The following is a 22,071-nucleotide window of genomic DNA, read 5'->3' on the forward strand; positions in this document are numbered from 1 at the left end:
AGCGCCTATGATCTGGAAGGGGGCTCCTGCAACTGTCCCGCGCCAAGGGCGCGCTGGCGATGGGCAGGGTTGCGATCAGACAGGCCGCCATCCGCCAATCCCGACCAACCGATCTGCGGACTTCAGCGACGGTTCGGTTCCATGAGCCAAAAGTCTCATAGGTGGCAGTCCGGTTAGGATTACACTGCTTTCCGTGCTTCCGCTCCCGGACAGATGGGAGGAAGCAGCGGTGGCTCGCGGCACCGAAGCCCGTTGGAGCTCTCCTCAGGTGGTTCAAGTTCCCCTGAGGTCAGGCGTTGCGGACGCACTCGCAATTCGCGCCTGTAAACGTCGCATATGAACCGTGCTCCGCGAGCAAATAAAGCGCTAAAAATTGGAGGCAATGCCTTGAAATAATAGGAGCCACACATGGCAATTATCCCGAGGGATTTCCGCCGCGTGATTATCGCTGCGTCGGTGGGAAACGTCATCGAATGGTATGACTTCTATATCTTCGGCAGCTTGGCCGCGGTTCTGTCGGTCAAGTTCTTTGAACAATCCCACCCGATCGCGGCCCTGCTGAGCACGATTGCGCTGTTCACCGCAGGATTCCTGATCCGTCCACTGGGGGCGTTCCTTTTCGGATGGATGGGCGACCGGGTCGGCCGCAAGTATACGTTCCTCATTACGCTCAGCGGAATGGGACTCGGCACGGGGGCGATCGGGTTGATCCCGACCTACGAGTCGATCGGTCTGACCGCCGCGTTCGTTCTCTTCGGCTTGCGCATGATCCAGGGCCTGTGCCTGGGCGGCGAGTATGGCGGCGCCATCACCTATGTTGCGGAGCATGTGCCGGACGAAAGTCGCGGCTACTACACCGGCTGGCTGCAGACCTCTCCGACTCTCGGGATCGTGGTGTCGCTGGCCGTAATCATTGTGACGCGGACGTATTTCGGTAATCAAGCATTCGACGAATGGGCGTGGCGCGTTCCGTTCCTGGTTTCGTTCTTGCTGGTGGCCATCGCAATCTACATCCGGCTCCAGCTCCAGGAGACGCCGATCTTCCAGGAGATCAAGGCGAGGGGGCAGATGACCAGGAACCCCTGGAAAGAGGCCTTCCTCAGCTCGAACATCAAATACATATTGATCGCCACCGTCGTACTGATCGGGCAGGGAGTGGTGTGGTACAGCGGTCAGTTCTGGGCGCTGTACTTTCTGCAGCAGGTTTCCAAGGTGGACCCGTTGACCTCAGCCTACATCGTGGGAGCTGCGTTGCTCATTGCAACGCCGAGCTTGATCTTTTTTGGCTGGCTGTCAGACCAGATCGGCCGCAAGCCGGTGATCCTGGGAGGCATGTTGTTTGCCGCGATCACGTACTATCCGCTGTATGTGTGGCTGGGAACGGTCACGCAGCCTGGCAACATCAACTATCCGGTCGCGATCTTCATCATCTTCATCCTCGTTTGCTACGTCGGGATGGTGTATGGGCCGGTCGGGGCGTTTCTGGCGGAATACTTCCCCGGCAGGATTCGGTACACGTCGGTGTCGGTGCCGTATCACATCGGCAACGGCTGGGGAGGCGGATTGGTGCCGTTCATCACTTCGTCAGCTTTCGCGGCCACCGGCAGCATCGGCTACGCGCTGATCTACCCGATTCTGGTGCCAGCGGTGTGCTTCGTGCTCGCCCTCTTCCTGATGCCGGAGACTCGTAAAATCAGCATCTGGGAACCGATCGAGCCTAGACTCGCATCGTGACAAAGTCGCCCAAGTGCGGGGTCGCCAAGGCCCTGCACTTGGGGCGCGACCGGTGGCCCACGTCGCAAGTAGATAACGGCTGGGCTAAAGGCTCGGCTCGGGCAACTACCCTTCTCAGCTGGCCGGGTGATGCCAGCGATCGTGCCACCAGGTGTTGAAATCGCGATCGGTCATCAGTTCCGAGGCTGCAAGCAAGATCACCACTATGCCTGAGACCACACTGCTTACCGTGGCCAATGACTCGTAGCCGATCGCCCAAGGTACAACCACCAGAGCCAGACCGATGAGGATTTCTCCCCATTCCTCCAGATAGGATGGAATGACAAATCCCTCTACGGCAAACAGAATGACGCACAACCCAAGCGCGATAGTCAGCCAGACTTCTGCCCCGGCGAATCCCAGGGCGAACGGCGACAAGACCAGCCACACGCCCAACAACAGGCTGCCGGCGTCCTGCCAATGTTGAATGCGCATCATACTCACCTCCCTTCCGTCTCCGTATATGGTGATGCACCGCTGACAATGCATCCCACCAACGCCTGCGCTTGACGATGAGGCGAAGACAGAACGGGGGTTCTGCTGCCGCTGATCTGGCCGTAGAGGAATTACGGTACGCCCATCGGTCCTTGACGGCCCATGACCAGGAAGAGACCTCTTGCAAACGCCCCGCGCCAGGATGCAAACTGTGAGGGCCTGGTGGACGTCTACGGTTCTGCTGCCCGACTGGAATTCACGGTCGCGCAGAACGAAGGAGCATGACGCCATGCGAGAAATCGAAATCCATGACTATGCGCGGCAGTTGCTGGAAGCACACGGCCCGAAGGCCATTGCTGAAGCCGCCCAGAACGCCATCGAGCTTGAAGCAAAGGGCGAGGCGGAACTGGCCAGAACCTGGCGGCATATCGAAGACGCGATGAAGCTCATGCGCGGGCCGCACCAAAGCTGAAGCTGCCGGGCTCGCGCGTGACAAGGTGTGCCTGAATGCGAGCGCTGCCATGCCAGGTTGAGGCCGGTGTGGCGGCGGCGCGGAAGTTGGAACGCGGACCAAAATCCATCCCAGACCGCTTGGCCGCGGCGGAACGGCAACACGATCTTCAAGGCGCCTCTCTTGGTTACAGGAGCTAAGCCATGGTTCCGCATTGTGTGACAGCCGAAGATGTCCTGAAGGCGATCAAGGACGAGAAGGTCGAGATGATCGATCTGCGGTTCACCGACTTGCCGGGGGTCTGGCAGCATTTTTCCGTTCCGCCGAGCGCAGTAAGTATCGACGCGCTCAATGAAGGCATCGGATTCGACGGCTCATCGATCCGCGGTTTCCAGGAGATCCAGGAAAGCGACATGTTGGTCGTTCCCGACCCGACGACGGCCTTCGTCGATCCGTTTACCCCGGCAACAACACTGGTCCTGATCTGCAACATCAGGGACCCGGTGACCGGTCAATCCTATAGCCGCGACGCCCGCTACATCGCCCAGAAGGCCGAGACCTACCTGAAGGGCACTGGCCGCGCCGATACCAGCTATTTCGGTCCGGAGGCCGAGTTCTTCGTATTCAACGAGGTACGCTACGGACAGGGCATCAACTACGCCTTCCACGAAATCGATTCCACCGAAGGCAGTTGGAACACCGGCAGGAAGGAGGCGCCGAATTTGGGCCACAAGCCGCGCCCGAAGGAGGGATACTTTCCGGTTCCTCCGACCGACAGCATGCAGGATCTCCGTACCGAAATGGTACTGACCATGGAGTCGCTGGGAATTGCGATCGAAGCCCATCACCATGAAGTCGCGACCGGCGGCCAAAACGAAATCGACATGCGCTTCACCACGCTGACCCGCATGGCCGACAACCTGATGATCTACAAATACGTGGTCAAGAATACTGCCCGCCAAAACGGCATGACCGCGACGTTCATGCCCAAACCGCTGTTCGAGGACAACGCCTCGGGAATGCACGTTCATCAGAGCTTGTGGAAGGGCGAGACCAACCTATTCTACGACAAGGCGGACTATGCCGAGCTGAGCGAGCTTGGCCGCTACTACATCGGTGGGCTGCTGACGCATGCCTGGGCGTTATGCGGGCTTTGCGCCCCGACCACCAACTCCTATCGGCGCCTGGTGCCGGGTTACGAAGCTCCGATCAACCTGGTCTATTCCCAGCGCAATCGTTCCGCTTGCTGCCGGATTCCAATGTATTCGCCGAACCCGCGCGCGAAACGCGTCGAGTTCCGTTCACCGGATCCCTCCTGCAATCCCTATTTGGCCTTCGCCGCGATGCTGATGGCCGGCCTTGACGGCATCAACAATCGCATCGACCCCGGCAGCCCGATCGACAAGAATCTTTATGACCTCCCGCCCGCCGAGGCCAAAGAGGTGAAATCGACGCCCGGATCGTTGGACCAGGCGCTTGACGCGCTCGAACACGATCACGCGTTCCTGCTGCGCGGCGATGTGTTCACCAGCGACGTGATCGAAACCTGGCTCGACTACAAGCGAAAGAAGGAGATTGATGCCATACGGCTGCGCCCCCATCCCCACGAGTTTCATCTCTATTACGACATCTAAACACCTAGCCGGTTAGGCGACGCTTGGTCGGTCCAATTTGCAAGCATCACGTATGTGGCTGGTACGGCGCAGCGGCGGCTACACCGTTGGCGCGAAAAATATGACCCGGAGCAGATGCGTGTAGTCGGATTCGAGCACCATGATCGCGACAAACACCAACACCAGTATCGGCGGCAGCAGGATTGCGTAGGCCAGGGCCAGCCGCTCCCAGGCCATGTGCATGAAGACGGCAACGATCAGACCAGCCTTCAACACCATGAACAGCAGGATCAGCGACCATCTGAGATAGCCATGGAGGCCAAAGTAGTCGACGAGATACGAGCAGGTGCTGAGAACGAACAACCATCCCCAGACCACGAGATAAAGCTTGATCGGATGCTGCTGGCCCTTTGTGTGCGCAACGCCTGATGCGAGTGCGTCATGCATGTGTGTCTGCAGCGGATGTTGCTGCCCTTCCAGATGTACCGCTGCGTTTGTCATGCGGCGACCTCACCAGAGATAAAAAAGTGCAAAGATGAACACCCACACAAGATCGACGAAGTGCCAGTACAGGCCGGTGATTTCGACGATCTCGTAATGCCCTTTCCGGCTCGTGAAAAAACCGCGCCGTTCGACATCGAAGTCTCCCCGCCAAACCTTTCGCGCGATGGCGATCAGGAAGATCACGCCGATCGTCACGTGGGTGCCGTGGAAACCGGTGATCATGAAAAAGCTTGAACCGAACTGCGCCGCGCCCCAAGGGTTGCCCCAGGGCCGGACGCCCTCCATGATCAGCTTGGTCCACTCGAAGGCCTGCATTCCGACAAAGGTTGCGCCGAATGCCGCTGTCGCCAGCATCAAGGCTGCAGTCTTGGCGCGATCGCGGCGGTAACCGAAGTTGACGGCCATCGCCATCGTTCCGCTGCTGCTGATCAGGATGAAGGTCATGATGGCGATGAGGATGAGCGGGATTTTCTTGTCTCCGATCGTGAGCGCGAAGACTTCGCTGGGGTTGGGCCACGGCACGGTCGTGGACATTCGGGCCGTCATGTACGACAGCAGGAAACAGCTGAAGATAAAGGTGTCGCTGAGGAGGAAGATCCACATCATGGCCTTCCCCCAGGAGACATTCTTGAAGGCGCGCTGATCCGAGGACCAGTCGGCGGCGATGCCTCGCAAGCCCGCCGGCCGCGCTTGCGGTTCTACCGTATTTATCAGCACAGTCTCTGCCATCTGGTCCTTGCCTCTCTAGCTCAGCAACTGGCGACAGATGTCGATGAAATTGTCCGTCCAGCCGGTCAGCAGGCCGAGCAGGACCAGCCAGACCACCAGCAGGAAATGCCAGTAGATGGCGCAGAGTTCCACGCTCAGGCGAATTTGGGTCGCCTCGGCGCCACGCCACACCTTGGCCGTCGTTCTGCCGAGGGCCACCAGGCCGCCCATCAGATGTAGGCCGTGCATCGCGGTGATCAGGTAGAAGAACGAATTGGCTGGATTGGACGCCAGGAAATACCCGGCGCCACTCAGCTGGCGCCACGCCAGCAGTTGCCCGACCAGGAATGTAACGGCGGATGCGCCACCGGCGCACAGGCCTACGATGACGCCGTCGATGTCGTCGCGGCGCGCGGCCATATACGCCCATTGCAGCGCCACACTGCTCAGGACCAGGACGGCTGTGTTGAACCACAGCAGCGCTGGCACCGGCAGCGTCCGCCAGTCCACCAGGTTCATGCGCATCGAGTAAGCGCTGATGAACAGCGCGAACAACGAGCCGACGACCGCGAGAAACACGCCCAGTCCGATTTTCGCCGGCGGCAGGGACGAGGTGCTCTGTTCGCGAAAATCGACGTTCAGCCCTTCCTCCAGCCAGGGTTTGGCTGTGAGCCGTTGCTGTGAGAGCCACCATCCCGCAATTGCCGCTATTCCAGCCATGAACAGGATGATGGCGCTCATGGGTGAGACCCCTGCGCGGACAATCCGGCCGGCGGCTCATCTTGCGGCACAAAGTCCCTGGCGGCGCCGGGTACGCTGTAGTCGTAAGCCCAGCGATAGACGATCGGGAGTTCCTTGCCCCAGTTGCCATGCCCCGGCGGGGTCTCAGGCGTTTGCCATTCCAGCGACGCCGCTCCCCAGGGATTGCCGCCAGCCTCTCGCCCCTTGAACAGACTCCAGATCAGATTGAACAGGAACACCAGCTGGGCAAAGCCGACAATCAAGGCCGCTATGCTCATGAACGCATTGAGGTCGTGCGCGGATGCCGGGATGAAGGACGTTTCGCCGATGTCGTGATAGCGGCGGGGCATGCCCAGGAGGCCGAGATAGTGCATGGGGAAGAAGATCGCATAGGCCCCCAGGAACGAGACCCAGAAGTGGAATCGTCCAAGTGCCTCATTGAGCATTCGTCCGGTGACTTTCGGATACCAGTGATAGATCCCGCCGAACACGGCCATGATCGGTGCAATGCCCATCACCATATGGAAGTGGGCTACAACGAACATCGTGTCGGACAGCGGAACGTCCACCACCACGTTGCCAAGAAACAGGCCGGTCAAGCCGCCGTTGACGAATGTGATGATGAACGCAAGCGCAAACAGCATCGGGATGGTGAGATGAATGTCGCCGCGCCACAGGGTCAGCACCCAGTTGTAAACCTTGATGGCGGTAGGGATGGCGATGATGAGCGTCGTGGTGGCGAAGAAGAACCCGAAGTAGGGGTTCATGCCGCTCACATACATGTGGTGCGCCCACACGACGAAGCTGAGGGCGCCGATTCCCACGATGGCCCAGACCATCATGCGATAGCCGAAGATGTTCTTGCGCGCGTGGACGCTGATCAGATCGGAAATGATGCCGAAGGCCGGCAAGGCGACGATGTAGACTTCGGGATGGCCGAAGAACCAGAACAGGTGCTGGAACAGGATCGGGCTGCCACCGCCATATTTCGTCAGCGTGCCCATCTCGACCAGCGTGGGCATGAAGAAGCTGGTCCCCAACAGGCGGTCGAGCAACAGCATCACCGAGGCCACGAACAGTGCCGGGAAGGCCAGCAGCGCCATGACCGTAGCCGTGAAAATGCCCCACACGGTCAAGGGCAAACGCATCAACGTCATGCCGCGTGTGCGCGCCTGCAACACCGTCACCACATAATTGAGCCCGCCCATCGTGAAGCCGATAATGAACAGGATCAGGGAGGCCAGCATGAGAACGATGCCCCAATCCTGCCCGGGGGTGCCGGAGAGAATCGCCTGGGGCGGGTACAGCGTCCAGCCGGCGCCGGTGGGCCCGCCGGGTACGAAAAAGGTCGAGGCCAGCACCACGACCGCGAGCAGGTAGACCCAATAGCTCAACATGTTCACATAGGGGAACACCATGTCCCGGGCGCCGACCATCAGCGGGATGAGGTAGTTACCAAAGCCGCCGAGGAACAACGCCGTGAGCAGGTAGATCACCATGATCATGCCGTGCATGGTGATGAACTGCAGGTATTGGTTGGAATCGATGAAGGAAAAGGTGCCGGGAAATCCGAGCTGCAGTCGCATCAGCCATGACAGCACCAGCGCAACCATTCCGATGGCCATCGCGGTGATCGAGTACTGGATGGCGATAACCTTGGCGTCCTGCGAAAAGACGTACCTCGTCCACCAGCTTCTCGGATGATAGAGGTCGACCTCACCCACTTCTGCGGGCGGAATGCCTGCTACTGTGTCAAACGGGACATCGACCATCGGAATTCCCTCCTTGGCCTCTCTTCAGCGAGGAGACCGCCTTACGGCAGGTCGCATCTCCTCGTCGGCATTTTCATTCGCTTCCTGACCTGTAGGCCGCCTTCGCGACGTCGCGTTGCCCCGAAAGCTCGGCGAACGTGTGCTGCTTCTGCAGCCACGCGTGATATTCTTTCTCTTCCTCGACGACGACCTTGCTTCGCATCTGCGCATGCGCGGCGCCGCAGAGTTCGGCGCAGAGAACGTCGAATGTTCCGGTGCGGGTGGGCGTCAACCAGTAATACGTGACCGAGCCCGGTATCATATCCATCTTCGCCCGGAACTCGGGCACATAGAAATCATGCAGGACATCAATCGAGCGGAGCAGCACCTTCACCGGTTTTCCAACCGGCAGGTGCAAATCGTCGTTTTGAATGACGATGTCGTCTTGTCCGGCGGGATCGTCGGGATTCAACCCCATGGGATTTTCGGAACTGACATGGCGGGCGTCGGAAGTCCCGAGCCGGCCGTCCTTTCCGGGAAGCCGATAGCTCCACATCCACTGTTGTCCCATGACCTCGACATCGGTCGCATCGGCCGGAACTGTGACGAACTGGTGCCAGACGACCAGCCCGGGTGCCAGCATGGCTGCGACGCCGATGGCGGTCCCGATGCTGAGCCACCATTCGAGCTTCTTGTTTTCGGGATTGTAGGCTGCCTGTCTTCCCTCCACGTGACGAAAGCGGAAGACGCAATAGGCCATGAACGCGACGACCGCGAAGAAAACGGCTCCGGTGATCCAGAACGTCAGGGTGATCGTGTCGTCGATGTAGCGCCAGTTGGAGGCGAGCGGCGTCCACCACCACGGGCTGAAAATGTGAAACAGCACCGAGGCGACCGCTACCAAAAGCAGTATGAGTGCTACAGCCATCCCTCATTCATCCTTGCCATTAAAGGCTGCGGATACGAATCAAGGGGCGGGGCTCGCGTCTGTTGCGACGGCGAACTTCACTTTCGCCATCGTCGGGCCTCTTGCCTCGCCCATTCAACCGGTCGCGACGTCAAACTTGACATAGAGGACTGGTCGCGACCGCTCATTCCAGGAGCTAGGGGCGCCTTCAGCAATTTATGATTTTAAGATGATCCCCGTCGCGCCTTGCGTCAATAGCTCATAACGGGCTTACGTCACGACCCTGTCCGGTGGGTGTGTGCCATCCGACGAGCATCCGTCCACACCAGCCGTCCGGTGATGCGGCGCAGCAAACGATGTGTGCGGATGCAAAATTCACCCAACCGTGAGCGCCATCTTGCTTCTATCGTATATCGCGCTAACTTCACTGTACCGGTCGCGACAGGAGTCGTCCGGCAAAGCTCCTTCACGTTGAACCTGATTTGCCGGGCTCGATCGCGATTTTCGCGCACGAGGCGGCGCGCGTTCTGAGTGCGCTCCGTTCCCCTGCGATCAGAAGCAAGGAGACCGGAGCCATGACCACAGTATTCGCAAGACCCAAACTGCAAGTGTTTGGCGTCTCTACCCCCTTTGTTGTTCGCAAGATCAGCCTTTCCGACCTCGGCGAGGCACTGCGCCTGGGCTGGGAAGACTTCAAGGCCATCCCAACTCACGCCGTCGTCCTGTGCGTGATTTATCCTGTCCTCGGACTTGTCCTGTTCAGACTTGCCATCGGCTATTCGGTGCTGCCGCTGCTCTTTCCGCTCGCCGCCGGCTTTACCCTGATCGGTCCTTTTGCCGGGCTCGGCCTCTACGAACTCAGCCGCCGCCGCGAGCGCGGAGAGGAAGCGGCAGCATGGGATGCAATGCAGGTGCTGCGCTCACCGTCCTTCGGCGCCATTCTCGAGCTAGGCGTACTACTGCTCGTTCTGTTCGGGGTCTGGATCGGCGCTGCGGACGCTATCTACATAGCAACGTTCGGCCACGCTCCGGCCGCCAGCATCCCTGATTTCGCAACGCGTGTTTTGACGACGCCGGAAGGATGGTCACTCATCATCGTCGGCTGCGGCGTCGGCTTGCTGTTCGCCGTCGTGGCCCTGTGCGTCAGTGTGGTGTCGTTTCCGCTGATGCTCGACCGGCATGCGACTGCGATCGACGCAATCCGGACTTCGCTGCGGGCCGTGAAGGAAAATCCATTTGCGATGGCGGTATGGGGGCTGATTGTTGCGGCACTGCTGGCGATTGGTTCGCTGCCGTTCTTCGTCGGTCTCGCCGTCGTTCTGCCGGTGCTCGGTCATGCCACCTGGCATCTTTATCGGAAGGTGATCGAGCCTGACCCGAATCCGCCGGAAGAACAGCCGCGACCGCCGATAGGTCATCGCTATGCCGCAGATTTCCCGGCCTCACTGTTCCCCTGGAGTCGCGAGCGCTAGCGCAGCGCAATCCGCCATTCACGATCACTGTGCTGGCGAGCGGTGGGTTACGCCTCCGCCCTACGTTTTGTGTTTCGATTTCGCGCCTTGCGCCTTGCGCGTCACGGCGTCAGCAGCACCTTGCCCTGTCCTGCGATCGCCGTTTCGATCGCCTTTGTCACCTGTTCGAACGGGAACGTTGCGGCGATCGGGGTGGCGATGGAGCCGGAGGCCACCATCGGCACCAGGCGGTCGTACATCTCGGCGACCATCTTCGGCGTGGCTTTCTGCAACCAGGTCACCAGCCAGAATCCGCGAATCGTGATGTCCTTGAAAATCAGCGGTTGCGGCGGCGCCACCATGGCCTTGCGGCTCATAGCGCCGTAGGAGACCAGCGTGCCGCGCTGCGCGAGGCTGCCCAGCAGGCCCGTGGTTCCGGTGTCGCCGACCACATCGAGGGCCAGCGTGATCGGTGCGTTACCGGTGGCCTCCGCCACGCGCTTCGGCAGATCCGCTCCGTCGAGCAGCACGATATTGCCGCCGAGCGCCTTGATCTCGTCGACCAGTTCGGCGCGGCGGACCACATTGACGGTTTTCAATCCCAGCGATTTTGCGATCGGGATCACCGCGCGGCCGACGCCGGAGTTGGCACCGTTCTGAATTACCCACTGGCCCGGCTGCGGCGCCACGAAATCGGTCAACAGCAGGTAGGCGGTCGCCGGATTGACGCCAAGCATCGCGAATTGCTTGATGTCGCCGGCGGGCAACGGGCGCAACCAGGTGGCGTCGACCTTGATGCGTTCGGCCCAGGTCGGCGATCCGAACGGAACGATGGAGTGGTCGCCCTCCTTGAGGTGCTTGACGTTCGAGCCGACCGCCACCACGCGGCCGGCGCCCTCCGCTCCGACGATCGACGGCAGCGGCGGACGGTAGCCGTAGTTTCCTGTAAACATGAATAGATCGCTGGGATTGATCGGTGATGCTTCCAGCGCGATCACGACTTCGTTCGGGCCGGGCGCGCCGACATCCGGCACATCGGCGACTTGCAACACTTCGGTTGGTTTTCCGAACGCGACAATCTGAACGGCTTTCATGGGAATTCTCCGGATTACTGTGGTTGGCGCAGCCGTCATCGTTTTCCATTCGGACATCTCCGAGCGAAGCCGACCCGTTTCAAAGGTCAGATGACGACGCGTTGCCCGGCTGTTGCCAGATTATATACTATACGGTATATAACAGAATGCCGCTGTCAAGAGGGGGTATCGAGCAACCGCAGCAATTGTGCGGCCACCGCCTTGGTCTCGGCGGCGGAGGGCGCGTCCTTCGCGAGCACCATCAGTCCGGCATACGCCGCGATCATAGTGCGGGCCGTTGCAGCCGCATTGAAATCGTCGGGGAATTCGCTCGCACCTTGTGTCAATCGCGCGGCGACCATCGCTTCGAGATCGCGATAGAAGCGGATGGCGCTTCCGGTAATCTCGGCGTCGTCGAGCGCGCTATCGGTCAGCGTGTTGATGGAGAAACAGCCCCGGGCGCCGCGGCTGCCCGTGCACAGGGGAATATAGTCGGCGAGCCACGCCGCGATCGCCTCGCGCGCGGTTACGCCCTTCGCCAGCTGCGTTTTGGTGCGCTTGAGCAGAAAGCCGTGATAGCGATCCAGCGCCTTGCGAAACAATGCGTTCTTGTCACCGAACGCCGCATAGAGGCTGGGTTTGGTCAGGCCGCTCACTGCTGTGATGTCATCGAACGACGTGCCGTGAAAGCCCTTGCTCCAGAACACTTGAAGCGCGGCATCAAGCACGGTGTCGGGATCGAAGGTGCGGGGACGGGCCATGGATCTTACATAGCGTGGTTTTGGAAGAAGGGGAGAGGATAAAAAATCGAGCTGAAAAAGTCTGATGCATTTCCCCACTGTCATGCCCGCGCACGCGGGCATCCAGCATACGCAGGCCTTCATGGTTCGTGCAGGGCCCCCTTCCACGTCCTCTGGGCGAACTGGATGCCCGCGTGCGCGGGCACGACAACGGAGAGAGATGATGCGCTTCGACACCAGGACTCAGGCCGCCGCGCGAGCGGCCAAGCGCCGCGGCAGCGTGCTGGTGGGCGTCGCTCAAAACCAATCGGTCCATCACACCCAAGACTGCCTCCCAAACGCAGTCTTGAATCTGATTTGCTCTTAAAAGGGAATTCTTAGAGTCCACACGACCTGGAGCGTTTTCCAGCGAAGTGGAAACCGGTTCGCGTCAAGAAAACGCGTCAAATCAAAAATCTGGAGCCCCGTTCCAATTCCATCGGAACGGGGCTCCAGTTTGACGGCAGGCTCACGCCATATCCAAAACGGTCATCGCCCGCTTTGGGAATTGAGCGGGCGATCCGGTATTCCAGAGAGGTTACTGCTTGAAACGATGGCAGGCTATTTCGACAGCGTAATATCCGCGCCCCTGAACTGGCTGTCGGCCCGCATCGTGACGATCTGCTTGTTGCCTGCGGTCCGCAGCGAAATATTGGAATTGAAACCCGCCGTCGCCGCGACAATCTGGAAATTGCCGCCGCCGCCGCGGCCCTGCAGAACGCCGCTCACGTTGCGGCCGGATTCGCTCCAGTTGCCCGAGACCGCGCCGCCCTCGTCGACGACATTGGCGGCCAGGTTGAACTTGTAGGCGTCGCTGGCGCAGGTGAGGGCCATGGTCATCCTGGTGCCCGCGACCTGATAGGACGCCCGGCAACGAATGCGTTCGCGCGAACCGTCATCGAGGGTGACGGTGCCGCCGCCGGACCAATTGCCGGCGAGACCCGCGAATGGACCCGACTGGGCGTAGCTCGCCGACGCCGACACCATAAAAAAAGCGACGGCTGCGAATGTCAGCCGCCGCGTTTGGGCGATCAGTCCCGTTGACCGGTTTTTCTTACTGACGGGATGCTTCCCATCGACCGCTGCACGGTACGCCAGATGATGCACCATTCCACTTCCCCGATCCGGAATTGCCACTGAGTTGACCGTTCGCATATGCACCATTGATCGAGACTCGCACAAGTCCCCCACTGCCGACAGTGCCGGAAACCGGGCCGCCCGAGATCTTGCCGTCGCTGACGTTCACGGTTGAAGTGGTGTGCGCATCGCAACTTCCGCTTTTGGTCACGACAGTCACCTGCCAAAGGCCGTCATAGGGCTGCTGGGCGGAAACGGGGGCGGCCGCAACGATAACGGTGGTGGCAGCGATTGAAGCAAAAAACAGGTCGCGAATGCGATTGGGGCGCATGGATCAATTCCTTGAAATGTGTGTGATGGGACGCCTTATCCGGGCACAATGTGTCCAAACTTTGGTGCGTCGCAGCAACGCGGAAAGTTCCTGTGGATTCAAACACATCAAGGTGAATTTGGTTCCGGCCCTGGAACAGGGAAATTAACCCCGTTCGGCCCGATTCGGGGCCGGAATTCGGCGATTCGGTGCCATTTAGTGCTTGGCGAGGGCCAGGGCCGGCGCTTTGGTAGCAAATTGCTCGTCCTGGGGCTTGGCTGGCAGGTTTTTATGGGTCTTGGCATAGTCGATGACGTCGCCAAGCAGCTTGTAGCCAAGCGGCGCCAGCGCCCGTTCCCACAGTTCCCGCGCGGTCTCGCCCTTCTTGACGAAGACCCACTCCTGGGCGGCGATCGCGCCGGCGTCCATGCGGTCGGCGAGGTGATAGACGGTGCCGCCGGCGATCGAATCGCCTTCCTTGATGGTCCACTCGACCGCGGCAAGGCCGCGGTGGCGCGGCAGCAGCGAGGGGTGGTAGCCGATGCCGCCGAGTCTCGCGGCCGCCAGCGCTTCCCGTGTAACGCGGGCATGGCTGTGGGCGGTGACGATCAAATCGGTATCGGGCGCGATTTCGGTGGCGGCCACGAATTTCGGGTTCGCCTGCACCACGGCCTCGATGCCGGCGGTCTTGGCCGCAGCCGCCAGCCGGTCTTCACCGTCGTGAACGACGACGCGCACGATATCGACCCCGTGCTGGCGCAACATGTTGAAGGTCGTCACGCCGAAGTGGCGGGAACCGACGAGCGTGATCCGCATGTGTTCTTTCCGTCGTTAGTCAGGCCGATATGCCGATAGCACACCACGGCCGCCTGTCCCGCCGCGGGGCCGGGGGCCGCCGGGTTATCAACAGGACGGGTCAACGGGCAGGTGGGGCTAGCTCTTGTTGACGCAGCTCGGGTAGGGCGGGGCCTCGCCGGGCACAATCGGACAGAGCCGGATCGGCTGCAGCTGGCGTAGCCGCTCCAGCCACTTGGCCTCGTCGATGACGGGCCTGCCCGAGGTGGGCGTGCGTTCGGCCCATTGCAGCGTGTAGTAATCGGCGCTGCCTTTGACGGCGACGACCAGCGCGGTTTCGCTGTGCTTGTCGGGCGCCGAGACGACGCTGCCGCAGCTTGCCAGCGCGACATAGCCGTCCTGATCGCCGAATTTGACCGGACCCACTCCCTTGGCGACAAATGTGTCAGGGCAGGCGGACTTGAAGCCGCCGGCGATCGAAGCGGCAAAGGTCTCCGGCGTTACGTTGGCATTGGCGACCAGACCCTTGGCGCCGGTCACCGTGATCATCTGGGTCCAGCGGTTCGCCGTCTCGCCTTTCAGCACCGCCTCGCGGATATAGCTCGGCCCGTTGATGTTCTCGCCGACCACGACAAAGGCCTGTGGCATCGAGAAGGTGACGAGCTGGCCGAAGATCGGCGAGATTACCTTGAACGCGGTGGGCGGCGGCCCTTCGGCCGATGCGGCTGAACCGAGCATCGCAGCCAACATCACCAGATAAACGCTCATTCTCGTCATCGCCAGTTTCCCAAAATCCCGCGCCGCCCGCCTGGTTCGACCATAGGTCGGCGCTGCCGCGCCCACCAGCGTGCAAGGCGCCGCCAGCGCAAGGCGCCGCCAGCGTAAGAGGGATCAGATCGGAATGGCGTCAGGCCAGAATGCGCAGCTCGGGTCTGGTAAAGACCCGGTTGGAGTCCCGCGCCGGCGGCGTCTGCTGCGCCTCGAGTCGCTCGAGATGCGCTTTCAGGTCGGCGCTGCACTGCTTCATCTGGTTGCGCAGTTCGCGGCGGCTAAAGGCGGTGAGGGAGGGATCGCCGAGCTGTCGCCAGGCGGTACGCAGCCATTCCTGCAGGGCTCTGATATCGCGATCACGGATATCGCGGTCGAAGATCTCGGGCTGGTTCATGCCGCCAAAATCCCAAAGCGTGGTGCTGCGTCGAGTAGGTCTGATTCCCGCAGCGACGCCTACACCGTTAAATGACGGAGACCGGCTTCAGTTACGGGAACGCAAGCCCTACATCATCATTCCATACTGAGCCCACGGAGAACCCCGGATGTCCCGCACCTCGACGCTTGCCGGCGTCATCGCCATCGCGCTGGCGTTCGCCGGTCCGCTCGCGCCCACCTTCGCGCAGTTGGTTCCACCGGCCGGTTCGGCCGGCGCCGGCAGTTCGGCGATCTCGGGCGTACCGTTCGGGCCCGCCAATCCAAGCGTGCTTTCCGATCCCAGCGGGATCGGCAATGCCGGCAGAATGGCGCCACTCGGCACCAATGCGCCGGCGCCGCCGACGTCCTACGGCGCGGTCACTTCGTCGCCGCCATCGGTTTCGCGGTCGCGCGTCGTGACGCCGTCCTATGCGAGCGAGTCGCCGCGGTTCAGCGCCCGAAACATCGAGCCCCGAAAGCCCGTCCGTCACCGCGGGCGGGCGCAGACCAGTAGCTTTACGGGGATTTGCCGGGGCTGCTGAGCGCCGGCGCGGGCTCCGACATGACTGCAGCTACCTCGCGCATGTCATGAAGACGCTTCTTTAAGCCTCTGGTGTTTCTATCAAAGCGACCGCTCCGCCGCGCGGTCGAACAGCCGGGTGCGGCGTCTTCACCTACCCCAGGGCGACCAGCGCTCGGCTGTTCTCTTAAAGTGGGAAGTTAGACCTCGCGGTCTTCAAATCCGTATTCGCGGTAGATGTCGCCACGGTCCCCGTTCGGAAACAGCCGGCACTTGGCCTGGGCCAGATGCAGGTTGAAGGTTCCAGGCTGGCATTTCGCGGCCAGTATTTTCCGGATGTCGTCCATCTGCTGCTGGGATTGCTGGGTCGGCTCGAGCTGTTCGAGGGCGACCAGCGCCGTCGCCAGCGCTTCCGTGACAACCCATTCGTCGTGGCCGGTAATTCCCTTTTTCGGCATGGGGACCCCGCATCGTGTCGGCTCAGCTTCGGAACAACCCCTGACGCGCATTATAGGTCCAAACGGCCATTCGTCACGGCCGGACTGCGAGGCTTCGTGCCTATTCGAAAGGCGGCCCCGGCGACGCGCAGCGCGAGGTCAACGCCAACGATGCGCTCAGAGATCCTTGCGGACCTCGTCGGCGACCCTGATCGACCTCGACGGGCGTGCTGCATTCGGCGACGTCGGGGTAATGGTCGCGCCGGCACGGTAGACCGCATCCGCAGACTTCATCCCGACCTGGCCATCGGAGACCTGTTCCGCCGAAACGAACACGAAGATCATCCCGGCCACGCCGATCGCCGCCAGCACCGCGGCGATCGCGGCGGGCAATAGGGAGATGGATGGCTGATGGTCGTTGGATGTCACGTTGGCTTCCTGCGGTTCTTCGCTTTTGCGAGATAGGTACGCGCTGCGCTGCACACCAGTTTCAAACCGATCACTCGCGATCAAAACGCGATCACCTGATGGTGACGAGCTCGCGCCGCTATTCGATTAACTATCGTCCCGCGATCGGCATCAGCCCGCCCTTCGCGATCACAGGCACGGCCTCCGGCGACGCGAGGAAGCGGAGCAGGGCGCTCGCGGCCTCGGGTTGCTGCACGGTCTGGGTGAGAACGCCCGCGAAGGAAAACACCGGCTGCACCTCGGCCGGCAGCGTGCCGACGAAGCTAATTCCGGGGACGTGAATCAATTCGGCCACCTGCTGGAAGCCGATCTCGGCCTCGCCGCGCGCCACCACCGCGGCCACCGGCTCGCCCGATGGCGGGCCGCATATCTTTCGGCTCTTGCCGGCGATCTCCTGGGCAATGCCGAGCTGGGCGAACAGCCTGGTCGACAGATAGGTGCCGCTGCCGCTGTCCGAATAGGCTATCGACTTGGCCGCCAGCAGCGTGCGCTTGAGCGCCTCGACGTTGCCGATGTCGGGCTTGGCGGTGCCGGCCTGCACCACCATCCCGATCAGCGAGCGCGCCAGCTCGGTCTTCGAGTAAGCGCGCACCAATCCGCGGCTGCCGAGTTCGTCCGCGGCGCCGCCATCGAGAATCACGACGTCGGCAGCCTCGCCGCGCGAAAGCCGGCTCGGAATCGATTCCGGAGAGTCGCCCATCGACGGGCCGCGCGTCGTCACCAGATGGTGGCCGCTGGCGCGCTCGAACGCAGGCGCGAGTTCGGAATAGACGCCGTGGAAGCCGGCCGAGATCATGACGTGGATGTCGGCGGCGGAGGCGGGGGTTACCGTTAGCAGGGCGGTCACGCCCAACGCGGTCAGCCATCGGGCGAGCGAAAGCGGCTTCACAGGATTCTCCTGGCGCGCTGATGGAACGAGCGCATTCCCGGCTTTGGTCCGATCGCGCCTGCTATGATCGCGCGGTTCTGACGCGCTTCCCGGCCCGGTGGCCTGGCTTCGCGGCCGATTCCGCTTGTCGCGCCTTCGCTCCGCGCTTGTCGGCGTATTCCTTGCCGTCGATCGGGCCGACATGCGGCGGATCGTGATCGAGGTAGGGCCGTCCGATGCCAAAATCCTTGCCGTGGGTATCGATCCATTTCCAGAAGGCTTGCGAGGAAGTCAGACGCTGCGCCCGCGTGGCGCCATTGATGCTCACGACGTCAGCCGCAAGCCCGTGGCCATAACCGCCGCGCAGGCTGCCGCCGTGATAGGACCGGTTGCTGGCAGCCTTGAGGCCCGATGCAATCGATTGGCGATAGTCGTCGCGGAAGGCGCTGGTGATGCCGGGCGACATGCCGATCTCCTCGGCGACGTGAAGCATGTGAAACAGTTTTAGCTTGAAATCCCGGTCCATGCCGCCGATCACGTAGTCCGCCATCGACATCCCGGCCTTCTCGGCGGCCTTGGGATCCTTCCACGCAAAATCCTGATCGGCGCGTGTCGTGAAGGTCCGCGTCACCGTTATCGTTCTGCCTTTCCTCTTCAGGGTCACCTGTCGCTGTTCCTCGACCTTGACTGTGTCTTCCTTGGGCGTGCGCTGATAGAGCGTCCACAGGTAACGGTCGACGCAGACATCGACGGCAAAACATTCATCGAACACTTCGATCGAGCCGGTGCCCTGACTGGCCGGGGTAACCTGATTGACGTCGCCGGTCTCCAGGCTCGCAACGCGAGGATTCACGGCGTCAGCACTGGCTGCCGGCTCCGGTGGTGTTTCAGGCCGCAGCATCTCCGGCGGGTCGCCCAACGAGGCCGTCACGATCGGTTCCGGTTCATGCGAAGCCGGCGCAGGCGTCGCCTCGGGGGGCACAGCCGCCGTCGCCGGAATGCTGGCGAGCGACAGGTCGGAAGGCGGCGGAAAATTTGGCGTGGCGGATGCGAGCTTTGTCGGTCCGTCGGTGAGTTTGGTGTCGGCAAGTTTGGTTTCGGTGGTCTTGCTGTCAGCGGCCTTGGTATCGGTAAGCTTGTCCGTAAACTTGGCGTCCGCGGCAAGCGATGGCGCGAGGCGTTCAACGACGGGCGCGGCGCGGGTGTTGTCGATGGCCGCAAAACCGGACGTGCCGATCCACGCAAACACCAAAGCCGGTATCGCGACCTCGCGGCCCAGCACTGCCATCGCTGCCAACCGCGGGTTCATGATCAGATCACCGTCTCCAATCGGGCCGGAGTACGTGGCCGAAGCATCACGCGGGAGAAGGTAACGGGTCGCGCCGGTGGTGTGCAACACCTGCGGAAGGTGGACATGGGCTGCCGCGCCGGTGAATCCGCCATTTCCAGAGGTTTTTGAGTGCTGTTCGCTTTCTGTTCGTGACGCTTGTTGTTCGGACCGCAGGTGTTCAGCGCGTCTACAGGCAGATGCTCAGGAGCTTCAATCTGCAGGCTTGTGGCGCTGCTCGGGCTTTTGGTTTCGCCGCGCCGGGTACTGCCTTCGCGCCGGCAGCCTTCGGCTTCTCGTAGCCGCCGGCGATCACCATCGCCCAGTAGGTGCGTCCGTCAGAGCTGCTCTTCGCACTGGCGACACCGACCCGCGCCGCATCATGCATCAAGAGATTCTTGCGATGGCCCGAGGAGTTGATCCACTGATCCAGGGTTTTTGGAAAACTGTCGTAGCCGTACGCGATATTCTCGGCAGCCCGTCCGGCATTGGCCGGCGCCACGCGCGAACTGAAAGATCCGAGTACGTCATGGTCCATCACGCCTTTGGAAGCCATGGCATTGGCCTGGTCCTGCGCGATCCGCTTCAGCGTGGCGTCGGGTTTAACGCGTCCTTCCTGATGCTGAACCCGAAAATCGGAAATCAACGCCGCCGGGTCGGCGTGAGCTTGCGCTAGCGCGGGATCGGAGAGACAGAACGCCAGCCCCAGCCAAAGCAGGAGCTTCGTCGTGACCTGCATTGGCCTTCGCAAATTGCTTCTGGTCTTTATCACGGTGAATTTGTTCGATGCGATTGAAGAATTGAAGTCAACGACCGAAGGCGATGACGGTTAGCGTGAATGCGGCGACAAGCTAATTGCAACTGGAGCTTGGGTCACTGAGACCGGAACAAGCGTATTGCCCCTGATTGGAGCATAGCAACTCAGTTTCGCCGCCTCAATGCGTTACGTTTGCCGGATTCCGGATTAATGGCCATTCGTTCCTGTAGGTGCACCCCGTTTGCCGTTAGTTGGGTGCACAGCGGGTGCACGAACCCCGGGCGCAGACGGGAACATGCTGGTCAAAATTACGAAACGCCGGATCGACGCTCTGACTCCCGGCGACCTAATTGTCGATGAAGAGGTGAGGGGATGCGTGGTCAGGAAGCTGCCCAGCGGGGTGGTGACTTACGGCTTTCGGTCTCGCGACAAAAGGCAAATCAGCGACACTGGCTCGGTCTTGGACTGCACGGCTCGATTGGACGTCGATTTCACCGGCTCAACTTGCCGCAGAACTCGCAGGAGCGACGCGCGGCAAAACCAAGTGAATTTTCGTTCCTTTGCCAGGTTCGCTTTCCAGCGTGAGCGTGCCGCCCAAGCAGTTCGTGACAATGGTATGAATGATATGCAGGCCAAGGCCGGTATTGCCTTGTTCGCGGCGCGTCGTGAAGAACGGATCGAAGGCTTTCCGCCTGACGTCGAGGCTCATTCCGCAACCATCGTCGGAAAAAAGGACATCAACATTGTCGTCACCAGCGGCCTGGACGACCTTGATGTCGATGGTTCCGTTCTTGCCGTTAGGAAACGCATGTGCGAGCGCATTGAGGAAAAGATTGGTCAGCACCTGGCCATACGGGCCCGGATAACTGTTCATGGCCAGGTCGGGTTGGCATTCAATGGTGAGTGCCAAATTTTGCTTTCCAAGACCCGGCCTCAAGCTCGTGACGATCTGTTCGGTCAACTCTCCAAGATCGAACACGCGCTGATTTGAATAGCTTTGGTCGGTGGCGACTTGTTTGAATGACTGGATCAGGTTCGCAGCGCGATTGAGGTTTGCGACCAATTGCGAAGATGCCTCGCGGCTGACCTCAAGGAAGTCGTTTAAGGTCGATCGCTTGAGGGTGCCGTTTGCCAGCTCCACAGCGACCATCGCTGTCTTGTGCTCTAGCGACGAGGCGACTGTCAGGCTTGTCCCGACGGGATTGTTTATCTCATGGGCCACTCCCGCCACCAGCCGCCCCAGCGCAGCGAGCTTTTCGGCTTCGATGAGGGAATTTTGGGTCTCTTTGAGATTGTGCAGGGCAGCTTCGGCCGCGTCCCTGGCGTTGCGTAGCTCCTGCTCGCCGCGCTTGCGCTCGCTGATATCGATGTGAGTGCCGATCCAGCGATAGACGGCAGAAGCTGCATCTCGCAGGGGAACGGCGCGCGTCAAGAATGGGCGATACTGGCCGTCCGCTCCGCGCAAGGACACCTCGAGTTCGAAGGGTGTACCGGTTTGCAGAGCCAGCGCCCAGCGCTCGCGTGCGCCATGGAAGGGGCCAGGTGCCAGGGCAGCCTGCCAGTCCTGAGAATCCGTGCCCGTATACTGGCGCCAATGATTGTTGAACCAGAAGATCTTGCCGCCAGCGTCGGCCATCCATACCAGCTGAGGAATTGAATCCGCCAGCGTATGGAATTGGCGTTCACTTGCTTTCAGCGCGGCTTCTGCGCGTTTGCGCTCGGTGATTTCTTCCGCCGCGACGTTCACGCCAACGATTTCGCCGACCGAATTGCGCAGGGGGTGCCAGTAGGTGACCCAAGAACGTTCGTCGGTCTGGTCGGCGCGCTGGCCCGCGACCTCGACGCCAATAACCGGGTCACCGGTATTCATGATCGAATCGACGATCCCCTGGACTGCGTCAGCCAAAGCGGGGACGCACTCCCGAACGGACCGACCAAGGTGATCTTCCACCGAGATGCCGCATATCTCCGTGAGGCGCTGGTTGATCTGCAGATAGCGGCAGTCGGGTGAAAGGAAGGCAAGGCCGATGGGCGCGGTGTCATAGATCAGTTGCAGGGCCGGTTGCTGAGGAAGCGGCACGCCAAAAACCGGTGACATTTGCACCGTGGTAGCGTCGCGATTCAGACCGTTTGTCAACGGG

General features: G+C 61.1%; 24 protein-coding genes and 1 pseudogene. 5 read left to right on the forward strand and 20 right to left on the reverse strand.

What is annotated here, in order from left to right; translation table 11 throughout:
* Positions 1-408 precede the first annotated feature (408 nt).
* Complete coding sequence (locus tag BLR13_RS36495) at positions 409-1,734, forward strand: MFS transporter (RefSeq protein ID WP_074830062.1); 1,326 nt, start codon at positions 409-411, stop codon at positions 1,732-1,734.
* A 114-nt stretch (positions 1,735-1,848) separates the two neighbouring features.
* On the opposite strand, the gene BLR13_RS36500 is transcribed toward BLR13_RS36495, so the two are convergent.
* Complete coding sequence (locus BLR13_RS36500) at positions 1,849-2,208, reverse strand: SPW repeat domain-containing protein (protein WP_083387717.1); 360 nt, start codon at positions 2,206-2,208, stop codon at positions 1,849-1,851.
* Between the two features lie 289 nt (positions 2,209-2,497).
* On the opposite strand from BLR13_RS36500, the gene BLR13_RS36505 reads away from it, so the two are divergent.
* Together BLR13_RS36505 and glnA are read left to right on the forward strand one after the other, a co-directional pair.
* On the forward strand, positions 2,498-2,680 hold the full coding sequence (locus BLR13_RS36505; protein ID WP_057848834.1) for a hypothetical protein: 183 nt from the start codon (positions 2,498-2,500) through the stop codon (positions 2,678-2,680).
* A gap of 182 nt (positions 2,681-2,862) precedes the next feature.
* Entirely contained in the window at positions 2,863-4,293 is a 1,431-nt protein-coding gene (gene glnA, locus BLR13_RS36510; protein ID WP_074830059.1) for a type I glutamate--ammonia ligase, read from the forward strand.
* Between the two features lie 78 nt (positions 4,294-4,371).
* Here the strand turns inward: glnA and BLR13_RS36515 are convergent, their stop codons facing one another.
* The 5 genes from BLR13_RS36515 to coxB form a co-directional block, all read right to left on the reverse strand.
* A complete protein-coding gene (locus tag BLR13_RS36515) occupies positions 4,372-4,773 on the reverse strand; it encodes a cytochrome C oxidase subunit IV family protein (protein ID WP_074830056.1) in 402 nt (133 codons plus the stop codon).
* A 9-nt stretch (positions 4,774-4,782) separates the two neighbouring features.
* Positions 4,783-5,505 carry a heme-copper oxidase subunit III family protein gene (locus BLR13_RS36520; protein ID WP_074830052.1) on the reverse strand — a complete coding sequence of 241 codons (723 nt, stop codon included), beginning with the start codon at positions 5,503-5,505 and terminating at the stop codon, positions 4,783-4,785.
* 15 nt (positions 5,506-5,520) lie between these two features.
* The gene (locus BLR13_RS36525; RefSeq protein ID WP_074830049.1) at positions 5,521-6,225 is read right to left on the reverse strand and encodes a cytochrome c oxidase subunit 3; all 705 of its coding nucleotides are present in this window, start codon (positions 6,223-6,225) and stop codon (positions 5,521-5,523) included.
* Positions 6,222-7,997 (reverse strand): cytochrome c oxidase subunit I, encoded by a 1,776-nt coding sequence (gene ctaD / locus BLR13_RS36530; RefSeq protein WP_074830047.1) that lies wholly within the window; start codon positions 7,995-7,997, stop codon positions 6,222-6,224. Before ctaD ends, BLR13_RS36525 begins: the two co-directional genes overlap by 4 nt.
* A 73-nt stretch (positions 7,998-8,070) precedes the next feature.
* On the reverse strand, positions 8,071-8,904 hold the full coding sequence (coxB, locus tag BLR13_RS36535) for a cytochrome c oxidase subunit II (RefSeq protein WP_074830040.1): 834 nt from the start codon (positions 8,902-8,904) through the stop codon (positions 8,071-8,073).
* Between the two features lie 554 nt (positions 8,905-9,458).
* On the opposite strand from coxB, the gene BLR13_RS36540 reads away from it, so the two are divergent.
* A complete protein-coding gene (locus tag BLR13_RS36540; RefSeq protein WP_074832347.1) occupies positions 9,459-10,355 on the forward strand; it encodes a DUF2189 domain-containing protein in 897 nt (298 codons plus the stop codon).
* Positions 10,356-10,456: 101 nt separating this feature from the next.
* On the opposite strand, the gene BLR13_RS36545 is transcribed toward BLR13_RS36540, so the two are convergent.
* The 7 genes from BLR13_RS36545 to BLR13_RS36575 form a co-directional block, all read right to left on the reverse strand.
* A complete protein-coding gene (locus BLR13_RS36545; protein ID WP_074830039.1) occupies positions 10,457-11,428 on the reverse strand; it encodes a zinc-dependent alcohol dehydrogenase family protein in 972 nt (323 codons plus the stop codon).
* 155 nt (positions 11,429-11,583) lie between these two features.
* Positions 11,584-12,291: a TetR/AcrR family transcriptional regulator gene (locus BLR13_RS36550; RefSeq protein WP_244525010.1), complete on the reverse strand. Its 708-nt coding sequence runs from the start codon at positions 12,289-12,291 to the stop codon at positions 11,584-11,586.
* 456 nt (positions 12,292-12,747) lie between these two features.
* On the reverse strand, positions 12,748-13,296 hold the full coding sequence (locus tag BLR13_RS36555) for a hypothetical protein (protein WP_074830035.1): 549 nt from the start codon (positions 13,294-13,296) through the stop codon (positions 12,748-12,750).
* The gene (locus BLR13_RS36560; protein ID WP_074830034.1) at positions 13,241-13,594 is read right to left on the reverse strand and encodes a hypothetical protein; all 354 of its coding nucleotides are present in this window, start codon (positions 13,592-13,594) and stop codon (positions 13,241-13,243) included. Before BLR13_RS36560 ends, BLR13_RS36555 begins: the two co-directional genes overlap by 56 nt.
* A 195-nt stretch (positions 13,595-13,789) precedes the next feature.
* Positions 13,790-14,389, reverse strand: coding sequence for a formyltransferase family protein (locus tag BLR13_RS36565; RefSeq protein WP_074830031.1), 600 nt, complete (start codon positions 14,387-14,389; stop codon positions 13,790-13,792).
* Between the two features lie 117 nt (positions 14,390-14,506).
* Positions 14,507-15,145 carry a hypothetical protein gene (locus BLR13_RS36570; RefSeq protein WP_074830030.1) on the reverse strand — a complete coding sequence of 213 codons (639 nt, stop codon included), beginning with the start codon at positions 15,143-15,145 and terminating at the stop codon, positions 14,507-14,509.
* Between the two features lie 130 nt (positions 15,146-15,275).
* On the reverse strand, positions 15,276-15,533 hold the full coding sequence (locus BLR13_RS36575; protein WP_074830027.1) for a hypothetical protein: 258 nt from the start codon (positions 15,531-15,533) through the stop codon (positions 15,276-15,278).
* Between the two features lie 148 nt (positions 15,534-15,681).
* Between BLR13_RS36575 and BLR13_RS36580 the strand changes: the two genes are divergently transcribed.
* Complete coding sequence (locus tag BLR13_RS36580) at positions 15,682-16,095, forward strand: hypothetical protein (RefSeq protein ID WP_074830025.1); 414 nt, start codon at positions 15,682-15,684, stop codon at positions 16,093-16,095.
* Between the two features lie 178 nt (positions 16,096-16,273).
* Here BLR13_RS36580 and BLR13_RS36585 read toward each other — a convergent pair whose 3' ends face one another.
* The 7 genes and pseudogenes from BLR13_RS36585 to BLR13_RS42785 all read right to left on the reverse strand — a co-directional run.
* Entirely contained in the window at positions 16,274-16,531 is a 258-nt protein-coding gene (locus tag BLR13_RS36585; RefSeq protein ID WP_074830023.1) for a hypothetical protein, read from the reverse strand.
* A 156-nt stretch (positions 16,532-16,687) separates the two neighbouring features.
* Positions 16,688-16,939, reverse strand: a complete 252-nt coding sequence (locus tag BLR13_RS36590; protein ID WP_143039833.1) for a hypothetical protein — start codon at positions 16,937-16,939, stop codon at positions 16,688-16,690.
* Between the two features lie 130 nt (positions 16,940-17,069).
* Positions 17,070-17,867, reverse strand: coding sequence for a substrate-binding domain-containing protein (locus BLR13_RS36595; protein WP_074830020.1), 798 nt, complete (start codon positions 17,865-17,867; stop codon positions 17,070-17,072).
* 61 nt (positions 17,868-17,928) lie between these two features.
* Positions 17,929-19,155, reverse strand: a complete 1,227-nt coding sequence (locus BLR13_RS36600) for a hypothetical protein (RefSeq protein WP_143039832.1) — start codon at positions 19,153-19,155, stop codon at positions 17,929-17,931.
* A 208-nt stretch (positions 19,156-19,363) separates the two neighbouring features.
* Positions 19,364-19,912 (reverse strand): CAP domain-containing protein, encoded by a 549-nt coding sequence (locus BLR13_RS36605; RefSeq protein ID WP_074830018.1) that lies wholly within the window; start codon positions 19,910-19,912, stop codon positions 19,364-19,366.
* A gap of 517 nt (positions 19,913-20,429) precedes the next feature.
* Positions 20,430-21,656, reverse strand: coding sequence for an ATP-binding protein (locus BLR13_RS36610; protein WP_433994293.1), 1,227 nt, complete (start codon positions 21,654-21,656; stop codon positions 20,430-20,432).
* Positions 21,636-22,028, reverse strand: a pseudogene (locus BLR13_RS42785) (PAS domain-containing protein); the annotation flags it as partial. The pseudogene BLR13_RS42785 and the gene BLR13_RS36610, both read right to left, overlap by 21 nt.
* Positions 22,029-22,071 lie beyond the last annotated feature (43 nt).

Source organism: Bradyrhizobium ottawaense, from assembly GCF_900099825.1.
GTDB lineage: Bacteria > Pseudomonadota > Alphaproteobacteria > Rhizobiales > Xanthobacteraceae > Bradyrhizobium > Bradyrhizobium ottawaense_A.